Genomic DNA, 11,591 nt, shown 5'->3' with positions numbered 1-11,591 from the left:
CTTCTGGAGAGGTATGCCCCCCATACACAGACGCTTACACATAAATCTTGACACGACCCGTTCGACCGCCGCCCAAAGGCCAAGAAAAAACCCGTACTGGGCCATGAGGGTGTCGTAGGTTTGGTTTAGCACAAGGTTGTGCTGTTCGGCTTCCTTGTCCACTACCCACCGTTTACGCTTTCCACGGCCACCGGGGCCGAAGGAGAGGTCCTCAACATAACGCCCCAACTGCCAATGCATGTGCTGGGGCTGTAGGCGGGCACCAGCACTTGGTGGTGGGGGAAGCAGGGGCCGCACCTTTATCACAGGGATAATCTTGCCGGCGTTCTCTGGCGTCCAAATCTTGGCCATGGCAATCTCCTCACGCAAGCTCATAGGCCCCCGTGTTCGGGGCCGCTAACGATGCCGTACCCAAAAGGTCTGGGCTTGTATAGCCAGCAAAAGTGGTGGTGTCCACTACGATTACCACCAGGGCATACGTACCGCCACTTGGGGCTGTCAACGTAGCGCTACCCAAACTGTCCGGACTCGAGTAGCCCGGAGATGTCGTGGTGTCCACAACGATCACCACGGGCACATAGGCCGCAGTACTGGGGGCAGCGAGTGTTGCCCCACCCAAGGTGTCGCCCACTGCAAGCACGATTACTATGGGGATATATGCCCCTTGCGTGGGTGTGTTCAGCACCGCTGGCCCCAAGGTGTCCACGCCCAGGTCAGAAACAAGGACAATCGGAATGTAGTGCCCTTCAGCAGGTGGGCTCAAAGTTGCAGAGCCCAATGCATCCTGTAGATGCACAGGGTACAGCTCAGGGCGCAGGACAAAGCCCGTGGCGTCCAATGCGTTGCCCAAACTTCCCAAAAGCTCAATCTGATACGGCAGGGCTACGGCCTGGTCTAGCACTACGGGCTCTGCGAAGGTTTGTATGTCGTGGGGGCTGGCATAAAGTTCCCTTTGAACCCGTTGGACCACCGTTTTCCGGTCAGGTGTTACGTGCCAGACGATGACATCCGAGTCCGGTGGGTAATAGCCCACCACCGCGTCGTTCAGCACCACGGGGTCGCATCCAGGAAAGGGGCCCCGCATTACGAAGGCCTGGCTTACCGGGTCCCATTGGCGGATCCATACCTCCCCTTGGCGCTCATATACCACCACATGCCGCGCGGCCTGGTCGAAGGCCACCCCCATGTGCCGTATCTCCTCCACCGCATGGGGTAGGGGATCCACCTCCACTTCAACCCACACGGCCACCTCGGGACCCCTAGGGTCATTCAGCGCCCATGGTCCTTCCATAGGCACCTGGGCCTGGAAGAGGCGGAAGCGGCGCTCTGCTCGGTCCAGCACCGCCGCCCAGGCGTAGCCATAGAGGGTGGCGTAGCTTCCGTCCCCCGTATCCCCCATGGCCCGGGGGCCTGGGGTCAGGCGCACCTCGGGGGCGAAAGTGTCGCCCCGTTTGTACGTTTTGGCAGTTACCATTGCTACATCCTATTCCAGCGTTGCAACGTTACCCTCTCTATGTCTTTGAAGTAATCGTGAGGGCCACACGCCTCAAAGTTGCCGTCAGGCCAGTAGGTATTTAGGACACGCTGGTAGTACAGCTGCAACATGGGCATGCTTTTTCCCTGGTATTCCCACGAGAAAATGCATGGCCCAAACCCCCTCATTGCATGAGGAACTGAACCACGACAGGTCCTTCCCCGGCGTCAGAGATCTCCAGCACTGCTAGAGCAAAAGACAAGTCTAGCGCAGCCGCGGGCAGGAGGATGTAGGGCCCCACCCGCTGCGGCCCGAAGGTGAACCAAAGGCGGGCCTTGGCGTCCCCGATGTTCACGATGTGCCCCCGAGTAGCAGGTTTGCCCAAGAGGCCAGTCACGTCGATGCGCTGCACCTCCCCTTCCACCAGCACCTGGGCCACCAGGGGCATCCGGGCCGGGTCGTGGCCCTGGAGATCCCGCCGGGGGCGGCCAAACTCGTACTCCAGGGTGCGCTGCACCGCCCCGAGCTGGTCCTTCAGGCAGGCCATGTCCTCCCGCAAGGCGGCCAGGGCTTCTTGAAAACGTTGGGGCAAGCTCGCCAACTCTTCTTGCTTCAGACCCAAGAGGTTGAGCACGCACCACCTCCTTTAGGGGCACTCTGCCCAGGGTTCCCCAGATTTTCAAGTGCGGGACGCACCAAAAAGGCCCCGATCAGGATGAGGGCCGCCAGGTAGATGGTGAGGAGCCCAAGGCCCACTCCTAGGCCCTGCTTGTAGGACTGCCAGAAGGACGGAACCTGCATGCTACTCCTTCTTCCCCACCAGGGCCCCCACCAAAGCTAGGACCAGGAGGAGGCCCACCCAGATCAGCGTTCCCCCCACGACAAAGCCAGCGCCGAAGCGAAGGCCGTCACCGAAGTTCAGGTTCACTTTCCACCTCCTGCCTTTTGCTCCATGCCCATAGCCCGGATGCGGGCCAGGGCGGCCTCAATCTGCCGCTGGGCGATGTCCCGAAGCAGGCCGGGGGCCATCTGCTGCAGGGCCTCCATGGCCTCCCGGAGTTTGGCTTCCGCCCGGGCGGAAGGATCGTACTGGGGGCCCACCTTCCGCCAGCGCTCCTCCGTGGCCAGGACCGCCTGCTCGGCCAACTTCGGCACACGTTCGGAAAGCCATTTCTCGTAGTTAGAAAAGAGCATCCGCACCGCCGCCGCGAGGACGGGCCCAACCACGGGGATGGCGGAAACCACCCGCACGATGAGCCCCGAGAGAAGGGCGATGAGCCCGGCCGCGAGGAGAGCTTGGACGAGCCAGACGAGCCAGACCTGCCCCTGAGGTAGGAAGTCCTGCACGCTCACACCATCACCCCCACGCGCTTCACCCCACCCCTACCTTCACAATCGCAGGGGGTGGGAGCAGGAGATCCGTCCTGGCACGTGACCAGCACCTGCGCGCAGATCCGATCAGACGGGGGGGAGCTTCGGGAAGGCTGCCCGCCCTGGGACTGCCCCCCTCCCCGCCGGGCCAGGGCATAGCCCGCGTAGGCCCCGGCCGCCACTGCCACCGCCACGATCCAAGCGCCCTGCATCCGTCACCTCACCAGAGGGGCACCACGGGCAGAGGGGCGGGCCTGCCCACATAGGCCGCGTTGTACCAGCCGCAGAGGCTCGGGGCTACCCGGCAAAGGGCGTCCTGCCCCAAACCGCCCAGCCCAAAGGGCAGCTGGCCGCCGAAGTCACCCACCACCACGGGAGGAGTTTCGGTCTGGGCCGGGGGAGCTTCCGACTGCTCCGGCGTCTGCCCGGCGGTAGCCTGCCCCTGCCCCTTGGCCAGCTGATACGCCAGATAGCCGGCCACGCCAAAGCCCAAAAGGGCCAGCAAAAGCGCTCTACTTTCCATCCCCTTTCACCTCCATTTTCACCTCCGTCACCCGAAGGCCCTGCCGATAAGCCTGGGCCTCCATGGCGTTCGCCACCCGGGAGAGGTAGTAGGCCTGCCGGCGGCCGTTCTCCTCTATCCGGGCCAAACGCTCCCGCACCTCGGCCACATCCCGGAACACGAGCTTCAGGAACGCCGCAAAGGCCACTGCCCCCAAGCCCATGTCCAGGACGTCCTTCCACTCCATCAGCAGACCACCCCCTGAGCCTCTAGATCGGAGATCCGGCGCTCCAGGTCCGCGATGGCCGCCCGGGCGGCATTGGCCTGGTCCTGCGCCCGCGCATATTGGACCAGCAAGGACTGGATCTGCTGGTAAGCGTCAGCGATCTGGGCGTTGATCCGCTTTACGTCTTCCCACGTGTCGTTCCAGGCTTCCCCGGACCTCAGCTCGTGGATGCGCAGCGATAGGCCAGAGCCGGTTTTGAGATGCGTGAGGCATGCGCTGTTCGCCTGCTGGTTTGTGGTGGTGCCGGAAACCGTGTACCACTCGTTCCAGGAGCAGACCGGCCACCCGTTGCAGTTGTATTTAAAGGTGGGATCCTGGGCGTAGACGCGGCAGATGTCTTCCGCCTGCCGCTCAATCTGCCGCATCTTGGCTTCCGCATCCGCAAGCAAATCTTGCTGCTGCTTGAGCCGCATGCGGTAGTCGCTTAAGAGCTGGCAGAAACTGGCCCGGTTGTTACTCTGCACCCCGGGGTGCTGAGGCAGATCGGCCGCCACCGAGTCCACCGCCTTCTCCTCGGCCTTTGACCGGGACCGGGAGAGGTAGTAGACCCCCACCGCCCCGAGACCCAAACCGGACAGCCCTGCCACTACGGGCCACCTCACGCTTTCACCTCCTTGTCCTCTCGGGATCCCAGCCACACGGCGAGGCCTACCAGGCCCGCCCCCGCCCCAAGGAGGAGGAGGCCCTGGGAGGCCTGAAGGGCCTTGTAGTTGTAGTAAATCCTGGTGCGCTGGGTTTCCTGCTGCCAATAGGTTGTGTCACGGACGGCCCCCACCTGGGCCTCCACGATCCTGCCCAGCTCGTGCCACTGCACGATGGCGGCGTCCACAAGATTTCTGGTGGAGCGTTCTCGGGATTGGGCCACTTCCTCCACGGCTCGGGCCTGCCGGTCGGCCCCCAAAAACCCGAAGAAGCCGCCCAGCACGTTTCCAAAAAATCCCAGAAGTGGCTCCATTCCACCTCACTCCTTCAGCAGAATCACCACGAGGAGAAGCACCAAGAGCCCCCCCAGTACCCAGACCCACGCAGAGGGTCCCGCCGGCTGAACCTGCACGCCCGTGGGCTGGGCCGCAGCCCGGGCCGCTTCCGCCTGGGCCTGGGCGAGCTGCAGCTGGTACTGCAGGCGTTCCTGCTCGGTCAGGATGTAGGGGTCAATGAGGCTCCCAATCTGGCCCAGCCCGCCCAAGATCTGGGCCCAGAGGGGGGTGTCTCCAGCGCTCCCGGAAACGCCCCCCGTAAGGGGAAGGGTGTAGGAGTTGGAGAGGCTGAACCCCCAGGACCCCGAAGCCCCGGAGTCCAAGAGGGTGTAGGGGGGCGTGTACCCCGAAAGGCTGGGGGAATAGGATTCGGAGAGGCCGAACGGCATGGCTCACCCCCTCAGAGGCCGCCCCGGTTCTCCAGCTCAGCCAGGCGCAAGAGGCGGCTCTTGTCCAGCACCTCCACCCGCCGGCCCATGGCGGCGATCTGGATGTAGTGGCCGGCCCGCTCGTTCCAGACCATGGACACCTCGGTGGTGAAGACCTCCAGGAGAAGGCGGGTGCCCGGCACCAGCTCCACCTGCTGGGGCCAGGCCAGCATGGTCTCCAGGTTGTTTTGGTCCACGCTGTGCATTGTGGAGAAGGACTGGTTGAAGACGGTGGCCACGCTGTCGTCCACCCCGCCCGCGTCCCGGGCCACCCGCAGGCGGAACTGCCCGTCAGCGTGGGTGTAGTAGACCTCAATGTCCTGGGTGCCGGTCACGCCGGCGGGCTCCACGAAGGTCACTTGCTGGCCAGCGTAGTTGACGGCATTGATCTGGCACCGCTGCCACACCCCGCCCACCTTGGCCCAGACGGCCACGTCTGGGTGGTAGGTGGAGGGCAGGGTAGGGGCCCCCTGCAAGGAGGGGATGAGGTAGGGCAGGGTGACGGTGCGGGCCTGGGCCGTGGCCAGATTCTGGCCCGCGAAGGAGGCCAGGCCCTTCAGGTAGATGCGCAGGCGCCGCTCCCCCGCCACGACACGGAAGTGGGCCGTGTCCGGGATGCGCATCTGGGCCAGGGCGAAATACTCATTGGGGCGGTAGGCCAGGCCGGTGGCGTCAAAGTCCTCGTTGTCAATCCACGCGAACTGCCACCCCGAGGTCTGGACCGCCGCCGGAGCGGGCCGCGCCGGCTGGGGTTGCGGCTGAGGGGTAGGGGAGGGGGCCGCCGGGGCGTCCTGGAAGGTCCCGAGACCCCTCCGAACCGCGTTGCGAAGGCTGTCCAAGAGCGCCATGGTCCCTCCTACACGTTGGAGTTGTCCACGCCCACGGGCAGCTCAATGCGGGTGCGGGAGTCGTTGAGGTTCACGGTGATGCCGTGGTCGGTCTCCACGTAGATCTCCAGGGTGTCCCCCTCCCGCAGCACGATGCCCTGGGGCGGGGTAGGGGCGTAAAGTGGGCTCGCGGTCTGCAGGATGTTCTGGTAGAACTTGGCGTCCCGCTGCTGGGCCTCGGAGAGGTCGTAGTACGAAGCGTACTGGGCCTTGACCAAAAACTCGGGGAAGTCAAAGCCCTTGGTGCGCCGGGCAAAGAAGACGTCCGTGGTGTGGGGCAGCTGGTTGCCGTTGGAATCGTAGAGCTTGAGGACCACAGGGACGGGGTTGGGAAAGACCCAAGTGGCCCCCGAGGGCACCACGAACTCGCCCACCTTCACCTTCTGCCTGCCGCCGTACGCCTGGAACTCGGGGCCGCTCCTCAGGATGGTGATGGCGCGGGCCCCGGGCCGAAGCCGCTTGATCCGCTCAAAAGCCTCCTGCATCCTTTACCTCCTTAGTCAATGTCCAAAATCGCCATGACCAGGTTCGCGAAGGAACCGGCCGCCACGCCTAAGCCGATGTAGTCCACCATGGGGTCCTCGGTCAGCTTGTTGTTGATTAGGATGGAGCCGAGGATAACCCCGCCCAGGTTGAGCAACACCCTGTTGGTCCGGGCGTTCGGGACCTCCTTGCTGGTGTCGGGCTTTCCGTCCGGACCCACCGCGTAGTAGTGGATACGCCCGTCCTCGCCCTTCGCCGCCAAGCCAAAGAGGTCGCGCCTGGACGTATAGAGCGCCTTCCGCGCCAGATAAGCCCCTAGCACCCCCATGCTCACGCTCACCACGATGGGGTTTTGGACCACCTCCAGGGGGTTGCTGGTGGAGGCCAGCTTGCGCATGTCCTGCGCCGCGATTGCCGCCGTGTCCGCCATTCACCTCCTCCTTCTGCCGCCCACGGTATGCGGGGGGCGATGGGGGAATAAAGAGCGAAGCGCCCCGGAGATACGCCGGGGCGCTTGGGAGTTTTGGGCCGCTTCGCCCGGGCACTTCGCCCGGGCGAAGTGCCCCTTAGCCGTCCAGGGGCACGAAAACCCGCCTTTGTGGGGCCCTCGGGTCCCGGAGGACCAGGCCCGCCCGGTCCCGGTCCAGGTCCTTCACCCCGTACTCCGGGGGCAGGCCGTCATCGGGGCGCTTGAGGAGCCTGACCCGCTCCCCCAGCTCGGGGAACATGTCCGCCAAGGCCTGGACTTCCCGGGGTTCCGTGAGGCGGAAGGCCACCAGGTGGGAGGCCTGACGGCGCACTCCGGGGTCTATGCCCCCGGTGGCGGCCTGGAGCATCTGGGTGACGAAGATGGCCGAATGCCCGTGCTCCCTTCCCCCGGTCAGGACCTCAAAGAGGCCCTTGGGCACCTGCCCCCGGGGAAAAAAGTGGTGGGCCTCATCAAGCAGCAGAAGGGTGTCCTGGAGGCGCATGATGGCCTGGCCCAGGGCATCCAAAAAGGGGCGGGGGTCGTAGCCGGTGACGTGGAAGTGGACCCTGCGGTAGAGCTTCAAAACAGCCCAGGGGTCCCCGTCCTCCCCCACGCGGAAACGGGCCTCTGCCAAATCACCGAACTCCGTCTTGCGGTTGACGATGACAAGGCGGCGGAAGCGGCCCTCCATAGCGCGCACGATCTGCCGGGCCAGGGTGGACTTCCCTGACCCGGACTTGCCCACGATGAGGATGCGGAAGGTCTGCCTGCCGCCCATCTAGCCCTGGTAGGCCTGCCACAGCTCCCACCCGGCCCACGCGGCCAGGGCGAAGGCCACCACGGCCTGGGCGGTCTCGCACTTGGGGCAGCCCTTGCCCTCCCGGAGGTTTTTCAACCGTCCGAGGCCCAGGTAGAGGCCTCCCACCAGGACCGCGAGGGGAAAAGCGTTCTCCTTGGCGAACTCCATCACTCCTCCTTTCGGAACTCCCCTCATGCCGTCCTCCAGGCAGGGGGCTCCCGCAACCTGCCAGCTTGTGCCTGCTTGGCCAAAAAGGCCTCGGGGTCGGTGCAGTAGGTAAGGACCTTCTGCCTGGCCTCCTCCCCTCCCCTGGGGAAGAAGAGCCACCCGCCTTCAGAGGCCGGGGGCACCCTGACGAAAACGTCAAAGTGCAGGTGGCAGTAGCCCCCCGTGGTCATCTTGCCGATGGTGCCGGTCTGCTGGCCCGCCGTCACCACGTCCCCGGGGCGCACCAGGATGTCCCGCAGGTGGCCGTAGCGGGTCCACACCCCGGCGCTGGGATGCCACAGGACCACCACGCCGCCCCACACGGAGAAGCGGCCGGCGATCACCACCCGCCCGTCCGTCATGGCGTGCACGGGCTGGCCGCAGTCCGTATCCCCGCCGCCGGGCCCGTTCAGGTCCACCCCCGTGTGCCAGTAGCCCGGGGGGACCAGCCAACTCCCATCCGGCCTCTTCACGCCCAGGTAGTAGTCGGGGTCCAAGTAACGCACATCTGGCCTGGCCTTCCTGGGGTTGATGGGCCAGTAGTAGAAGCCAGAGCGGGGGACGTTCTCAGGCATGAACCTCCTCCCCAGAAGCAGGAGCAGGAATAGCCCCCCTAGCCCGTACATCCATAACCGCACGCACACCTCCGTACGCCGCTATAGCCAGCACCCCGCCGCCCAGGAGAATCCGGAGCCACGGAGGCAGATTCTCCACGCTCCCCATGCCCGGAAGGCGGTTCTTCCCAATGCCGTACTGGGCCAGGGCCTCCCCGACCTTCAGGACGTCCAGCACTTGGGCCGGGGGCATGAGGCCGAAGAGGGCCCCCTGCCAAGCCCGCAGAAACGCAGCCTTTTCCTCCTCCGACTGGACCCGCACCCCGAGCATGAGCAAAAACGCCGCCCCGCCCGCGATCTCCTCCCCGGTGAAGGGGATCACGGGAGGCTCCGCCGGCGGAAGCTCGGAGAAGTCCCCTAGGGCCTCCTCGCCTAGGGGCTCCCAGCTACCAGATGACGGGGCCGCTTCCGCTTCCTCCACCGGGGGCGGTGGGGGTGGGGTTTGCGCCTGTTCCTCCACTACCGCTTGCACTCGCACCTCCTTTTCCGGCCAGGGCCACGCCCAGGAGGACCAGGGCCCCGGTCCCCAGGGCCGCGAGGAAGCCGAAGGGGCTCTTCTTAGGGGCGCCCCTGGGGGGCTCCTCGGGCTCGGGTTCCGGCCCGGTAGGCTCCTCCTGCGAGGCCTCTTTAGGCCCGGCCACCCGAGGCTGGGACTCTACGGCGGCCTCCAGAATGGGGTCTAAAGGCCCCTGGAGGGGGACGGCCTTTACCTCTCTGGCCTCCCCGTCCTCCTCCAGAACGGCCGTCTCGCCTATGACCTCCTCCGGGAGCTTGAGCCGGAGCATGGTTTACCTCCGAGAGCGCTTCTTCCTCTTGGTCTTCCTGGCCTTCGGCTTAGGCATACGCCCTCCTTCTCCTTCCACCAACAAGGGCCAGGGCCACCACGCCCAGGGCGGCCAGCCCGAGGGCCCCCACCCCCACCCCCGCGCCCGCCACGGCGGCCGCCCGGGCCGGGGCCGGCACCAGCTCCACCGCCTCCGTCAGCTCGGCCACGATCCGCCAAACCAGATAGAGGACGGCGATGACCGCGGCGGCGCTGAGGGCCAGGGCGGGCAGGAGGGCCGGGTAGATGTCCCCCCCGCCCAGGTAGCCCATGGGCTGGGGGCACTTGGTGGACCCGCATCCCGCCCCCCCGTAGGCGGGAGGCACGGCCCAGGGGTCAGCGGTGCCAAGAGAGGAAGATGAGGAAGGGGCCGCCTCCACCTTCAGCTGAATGACCAAATCGCTTCCCCGCTTCCCCCAGTCCAGCACCCTGACCCCGGGGCCGTATTTAGCCTGAAGGGCCCGCTCCAAATCGGCCCGCGTGACCCGGGAAACGTCTCCCCCTTTGTGGGCCGCCACGATCTCGTAGGTCTTTCCCGGCTGCAACGGGGCGTTGGGGTCCACGGGCACCCGCTGATAGGCCATGCCCCCAGGTTTCCACCGGCGGGCGTGAGAGAAAAGCCCGGCCCGCCAGGGCGAAGCGGCGGGCCGGAACGCCAGGGCGAACCGCCCGGGCGAAGTGAACCTTAGCGCTTCACAAGCCTGCGCACAAGTTCCACTAGGGCCGCGAGGCGGCCCGCCACCCCCTCCCCCACCCCGGGCAGGGCCATGAGGTCCTGGATGTCCCAGCCGTGGAGGTTGCGGATGTCCCCCTCCAGGGCCTCGGAGATGGACCGGGCGGCCACTGGGCTTCCCAGGAGGGCGTAGAGGAGGTTTTCCAGCGGCTGAGACTCAATCGGCACCGGGTTCCGCTTGCGGGTGGCGAGGGCCAGGATACGCCTACCGGGGCGCCCTTTTTTGAGTTCCATCCCCCGCATCATAGCACGCCTCTAGGTGTCAAGGGGCGGGCTCCGGTGGGCACGAGTCCAGGGCGATTCTCACGTCCGCCATGCCCGGGCGGGGCAGGGTGAAGCGGCACTCCGTGCCGGTGCAGGTGTCCGCCGTGCGGGCGCGGTATTCGCCGCCTGGCCAGGTCACCCTGACCTCTTCCGCCGTCCCCTCGTAGTGGAAGGCCACCTCGGCCCCGGAGCGGAAGAGGGCCGTCAGGCGGCCCTGACAGCCCCCGGACTCCTCCTGGGGAGGCACCTGGAGGTCCACCACAGGGGAAGGGCCCGCCTCTTCCGCCTCAACCGCCTGGGATACCCTGGGAGTCCAGATGGACCAGAAATGAGCCACGATGCCCAAGAGCAAGGCCAACCCAAAGGCTTTCTGGCTCGGGGTCTGCATTATGGCCTCCTCTCCCATCCTACGCCGGCTCGCAGAAGGCCACCAGGTACTTCCTCGGGCCCAGCCTCGGCCTCGAGATCCTGCCGGTCATCTCCACGGGCCCCTCGCGGATCTGCAGACCCATGCGCTGGGCCAGGGCCTGGATCTCCCGAGGGTCCTCCTTCCCCCCGGGCCGGCGGATGGCCAGGACCAGCCGGCCATCGGGCCGGAGCTTCAAGAAAACCTGCACCCCATCGCTCGGGGAGGTGCGAAGGGCAAAGGCCACCCGCCGGCCAGGCTGCTCCAAGGCCTCCTGAAGCCGGTGCTGGAGGATATCCGCCACGGCCTCTAGCCGCACCCGGTCAACCCGCATAGGGCACCCCCGCCTTGAAGGCCTGGAAGGGAGCCACCAGGTCCCAGTACCCCTCCCGCCGCAGGAGGGCCTGGGCGTAAGCTCCCGGGCTCCGGGCAAAGCCATCGGCCCGGGCTTCGGCCGCGAGGCCCACCACCCGGGCCAGGACCCTCATGGCCCCCTCTCCTCCTCCGAAGATGGCCTGCTTTAAGGCGGCCCAGACCACCCGGAGCCAGAAGCGCAAGCTCTTCTGGTCTCCCAGGGCGGCGGCGATGGCGGACGCCGCCTGCTGGGCCCAGTTCCGGCGGCCGTTCCGGCCCCCGGGGACGCTGGCAAGGCGGAGAAGTTCCCGAAAGTTCCGGTGAGTGTCGGGATCTAATGGTAACGGGGTTTTTTTGCTTTCCCAGGTGGCTAACGGCTTCCCTACCACAGTCCTTAGGGTTAAGGGTCTACCTAGTAGTAAAGCCTCTTTATATCCCGACATTGAGTCGGTGCCACCTCAGTACACGTCAAAACGTGGGACCACCCCTTTAGGATGGACCTGCGCCCACGTGG

The 11,591-nt window shown here is 66.0% G+C and carries 23 protein-coding genes; all 23 read right to left on the bottom strand.

Annotated features, from left to right (window positions below; all coding sequences use genetic code 11):
* The coding region (locus L0C59_RS10550; protein WP_243091306.1) for a hypothetical protein at nucleotides 1-351 on the bottom strand (351 nt) is incomplete at its 3' end.
* 10 nt (nucleotides 352-361) lie between these two features.
* Nucleotides 362-1,474 carry a hypothetical protein gene (locus L0C59_RS10545; RefSeq protein WP_243091305.1) on the bottom strand — a complete coding sequence of 371 codons (1,113 nt, stop codon included), beginning with the start codon at nucleotides 1,472-1,474 and terminating at the stop codon, nucleotides 362-364.
* 184 nt (nucleotides 1,475-1,658) lie between these two features.
* Nucleotides 1,659-2,108: a hypothetical protein gene (locus L0C59_RS10540; RefSeq protein WP_243091304.1), complete on the bottom strand. Its 450-nt coding sequence runs from the start codon at nucleotides 2,106-2,108 to the stop codon at nucleotides 1,659-1,661.
* The gene (locus L0C59_RS10535) at nucleotides 2,087-2,275 is read right to left on the bottom strand and encodes a hypothetical protein (protein WP_243091303.1); all 189 of its coding nucleotides are present in this window, start codon (nucleotides 2,273-2,275) and stop codon (nucleotides 2,087-2,089) included. Before L0C59_RS10535 ends, L0C59_RS10540 begins: the two co-directional genes overlap by 22 nt.
* A gap of 1 nt (nucleotide 2,276) precedes the next feature.
* A complete protein-coding gene (locus tag L0C59_RS11155) occupies nucleotides 2,277-2,402 on the bottom strand; it encodes a hypothetical protein (RefSeq protein WP_269146127.1) in 126 nt (41 codons plus the stop codon).
* Entirely contained in the window at nucleotides 2,399-2,827 is a 429-nt protein-coding gene (locus L0C59_RS10530; protein WP_243091302.1) for a hypothetical protein, read from the bottom strand. Before L0C59_RS10530 ends, L0C59_RS11155 begins: the two co-directional genes overlap by 4 nt.
* A gap of 238 nt (nucleotides 2,828-3,065) precedes the next feature.
* Nucleotides 3,066-3,368 carry a hypothetical protein gene (locus tag L0C59_RS10525; RefSeq protein WP_243091301.1) on the bottom strand — a complete coding sequence of 101 codons (303 nt, stop codon included), beginning with the start codon at nucleotides 3,366-3,368 and terminating at the stop codon, nucleotides 3,066-3,068.
* Nucleotides 3,358-3,594 (bottom strand): hypothetical protein, encoded by a 237-nt coding sequence (locus tag L0C59_RS10520; protein WP_243091300.1) that lies wholly within the window; start codon nucleotides 3,592-3,594, stop codon nucleotides 3,358-3,360. The genes L0C59_RS10525 and L0C59_RS10520 overlap by 11 nt, the downstream gene beginning before the upstream one ends.
* On the bottom strand, nucleotides 3,594-4,136 hold the full coding sequence (locus L0C59_RS10515; RefSeq protein ID WP_243091299.1) for a hypothetical protein: 543 nt from the start codon (nucleotides 4,134-4,136) through the stop codon (nucleotides 3,594-3,596). Before L0C59_RS10515 ends, L0C59_RS10520 begins: the two co-directional genes overlap by 1 nt.
* A gap of 95 nt (nucleotides 4,137-4,231) precedes the next feature.
* The gene (locus tag L0C59_RS10510; protein WP_219760335.1) at nucleotides 4,232-4,588 is read right to left on the bottom strand and encodes a hypothetical protein; all 357 of its coding nucleotides are present in this window, start codon (nucleotides 4,586-4,588) and stop codon (nucleotides 4,232-4,234) included.
* Nucleotides 4,589-4,594: 6 nt separating this feature from the next.
* Entirely contained in the window at nucleotides 4,595-4,999 is a 405-nt protein-coding gene (locus L0C59_RS10505; protein ID WP_243091298.1) for a hypothetical protein, read from the bottom strand.
* Between the two features lie 11 nt (nucleotides 5,000-5,010).
* The gene (locus L0C59_RS10500; protein WP_243091297.1) at nucleotides 5,011-5,886 is read right to left on the bottom strand and encodes a hypothetical protein; all 876 of its coding nucleotides are present in this window, start codon (nucleotides 5,884-5,886) and stop codon (nucleotides 5,011-5,013) included.
* Between the two features lie 8 nt (nucleotides 5,887-5,894).
* Nucleotides 5,895-6,410 (bottom strand): hypothetical protein, encoded by a 516-nt coding sequence (locus tag L0C59_RS10495; protein ID WP_243091296.1) that lies wholly within the window; start codon nucleotides 6,408-6,410, stop codon nucleotides 5,895-5,897.
* 11 nt (nucleotides 6,411-6,421) lie between these two features.
* The gene (locus L0C59_RS10490) at nucleotides 6,422-6,838 is read right to left on the bottom strand and encodes a hypothetical protein (RefSeq protein ID WP_243091295.1); all 417 of its coding nucleotides are present in this window, start codon (nucleotides 6,836-6,838) and stop codon (nucleotides 6,422-6,424) included.
* 136 nt (nucleotides 6,839-6,974) lie between these two features.
* Nucleotides 6,975-7,655 (bottom strand): AAA family ATPase, encoded by a 681-nt coding sequence (locus tag L0C59_RS10485; protein ID WP_243091294.1) that lies wholly within the window; start codon nucleotides 7,653-7,655, stop codon nucleotides 6,975-6,977.
* Nucleotides 7,656-7,871, bottom strand: a complete 216-nt coding sequence (locus L0C59_RS10480) for a hypothetical protein (RefSeq protein WP_243091293.1) — start codon at nucleotides 7,869-7,871, stop codon at nucleotides 7,656-7,658. It lies immediately after the preceding gene.
* Nucleotides 7,868-8,458 carry a M23 family metallopeptidase gene (locus L0C59_RS10475; RefSeq protein ID WP_243091292.1) on the bottom strand — a complete coding sequence of 197 codons (591 nt, stop codon included), beginning with the start codon at nucleotides 8,456-8,458 and terminating at the stop codon, nucleotides 7,868-7,870. Before L0C59_RS10475 ends, L0C59_RS10480 begins: the two co-directional genes overlap by 4 nt.
* Nucleotides 8,451-8,969, bottom strand: a complete 519-nt coding sequence (locus L0C59_RS10470) for a hypothetical protein (protein WP_243091291.1) — start codon at nucleotides 8,967-8,969, stop codon at nucleotides 8,451-8,453. Before L0C59_RS10470 ends, L0C59_RS10475 begins: the two co-directional genes overlap by 8 nt.
* 362 nt (nucleotides 8,970-9,331) lie before the next feature.
* Nucleotides 9,332-9,904, bottom strand: coding sequence for a hypothetical protein (locus tag L0C59_RS10465; RefSeq protein WP_243091290.1), 573 nt, complete (start codon nucleotides 9,902-9,904; stop codon nucleotides 9,332-9,334).
* A gap of 101 nt (nucleotides 9,905-10,005) precedes the next feature.
* Nucleotides 10,006-10,287 (bottom strand): hypothetical protein, encoded by a 282-nt coding sequence (locus L0C59_RS10460; RefSeq protein WP_243091289.1) that lies wholly within the window; start codon nucleotides 10,285-10,287, stop codon nucleotides 10,006-10,008.
* 28 nt (nucleotides 10,288-10,315) lie between these two features.
* Nucleotides 10,316-10,705: a hypothetical protein gene (locus L0C59_RS10455; RefSeq protein ID WP_243091288.1), complete on the bottom strand. Its 390-nt coding sequence runs from the start codon at nucleotides 10,703-10,705 to the stop codon at nucleotides 10,316-10,318.
* Nucleotides 10,706-10,724: 19 nt separating this feature from the next.
* On the bottom strand, nucleotides 10,725-11,057 hold the full coding sequence (locus L0C59_RS10450) for a hypothetical protein (RefSeq protein WP_243091287.1): 333 nt from the start codon (nucleotides 11,055-11,057) through the stop codon (nucleotides 10,725-10,727).
* Nucleotides 11,047-11,466 (bottom strand): hypothetical protein, encoded by a 420-nt coding sequence (locus tag L0C59_RS10445; protein ID WP_243091286.1) that lies wholly within the window; start codon nucleotides 11,464-11,466, stop codon nucleotides 11,047-11,049. The genes L0C59_RS10450 and L0C59_RS10445 overlap by 11 nt, the downstream gene beginning before the upstream one ends.
* Nucleotides 11,467-11,591: the final 125 nt, after the last annotated feature.

Source organism: Thermus neutrinimicus, assembly GCF_022760955.1.
Lineage (GTDB): Bacteria > Deinococcota > Deinococci > Deinococcales > Thermaceae > Thermus > Thermus neutrinimicus.
Note: the sequence above shows the minus strand (reverse complement) of the source record. Positions and strands in the feature narration are given on the sequence as shown.

What these genes read in the sequence shown, in the direction of transcription:
- L0C59_RS10505 (WP_243091298.1), bottom strand. Translation starts at nt 4,999, where the DNA reads ATGCCGTTCGGCCTCTCCGAATCCTATTCCCCCAGCCTTTCGGGGTAC.
- L0C59_RS10500 (WP_243091297.1), bottom strand. Translation starts at nt 5,886, where the DNA reads ATGGCGCTCTTGGACAGCCTTCGCAACGCGGTTCGGAGGGGTCTCGGG.
- L0C59_RS10490 (WP_243091295.1), bottom strand. Translation starts at nt 6,838, where the DNA reads ATGGCGGACACGGCGGCAATCGCGGCGCAGGACATGCGCAAGCTGGCC.
- L0C59_RS10475 (WP_243091292.1), bottom strand. Translation starts at nt 8,458, where the DNA reads ATGCCTGAGAACGTCCCCCGCTCTGGCTTCTACTACTGGCCCATCAAC.
- L0C59_RS10450 (WP_243091287.1), bottom strand. Translation starts at nt 11,057, where the DNA reads ATGCGGGTTGACCGGGTGCGGCTAGAGGCCGTGGCGGATATCCTCCAG.
- L0C59_RS10545 (WP_243091305.1), bottom strand. Translation starts at nt 1,474, where the DNA reads ATGGTAACTGCCAAAACGTACAAACGGGGCGACACTTTCGCCCCCGAG.
- L0C59_RS10510 (WP_219760335.1), bottom strand. Translation starts at nt 4,588, where the DNA reads ATGGAGCCACTTCTGGGATTTTTTGGAAACGTGCTGGGCGGCTTCTTC.
- L0C59_RS10465 (WP_243091290.1), bottom strand. Translation starts at nt 9,904, where the DNA reads ATGGCCTATCAGCGGGTGCCCGTGGACCCCAACGCCCCGTTGCAGCCG.
- L0C59_RS10485 (WP_243091294.1), bottom strand. Translation starts at nt 7,655, where the DNA reads ATGGGCGGCAGGCAGACCTTCCGCATCCTCATCGTGGGCAAGTCCGGG.
- L0C59_RS10460 (WP_243091289.1), bottom strand. Translation starts at nt 10,287, where the DNA reads ATGGAACTCAAAAAAGGGCGCCCCGGTAGGCGTATCCTGGCCCTCGCC.
- L0C59_RS10480 (WP_243091293.1), bottom strand. Translation starts at nt 7,871, where the DNA reads ATGAGGGGAGTTCCGAAAGGAGGAGTGATGGAGTTCGCCAAGGAGAAC.
- L0C59_RS10525 (WP_243091301.1), bottom strand. Translation starts at nt 3,368, where the DNA reads ATGGAAAGTAGAGCGCTTTTGCTGGCCCTTTTGGGCTTTGGCGTGGCC.
- L0C59_RS10495 (WP_243091296.1), bottom strand. Translation starts at nt 6,410, where the DNA reads ATGCAGGAGGCTTTTGAGCGGATCAAGCGGCTTCGGCCCGGGGCCCGC.
- L0C59_RS10535 (WP_243091303.1), bottom strand. Translation starts at nt 2,275, where the DNA reads ATGCAGGTTCCGTCCTTCTGGCAGTCCTACAAGCAGGGCCTAGGAGTG.
- L0C59_RS10520 (WP_243091300.1), bottom strand. Translation starts at nt 3,594, where the DNA reads ATGGAGTGGAAGGACGTCCTGGACATGGGCTTGGGGGCAGTGGCCTTT.
- L0C59_RS10455 (WP_243091288.1), bottom strand. Translation starts at nt 10,705, where the DNA reads ATGCAGACCCCGAGCCAGAAAGCCTTTGGGTTGGCCTTGCTCTTGGGC.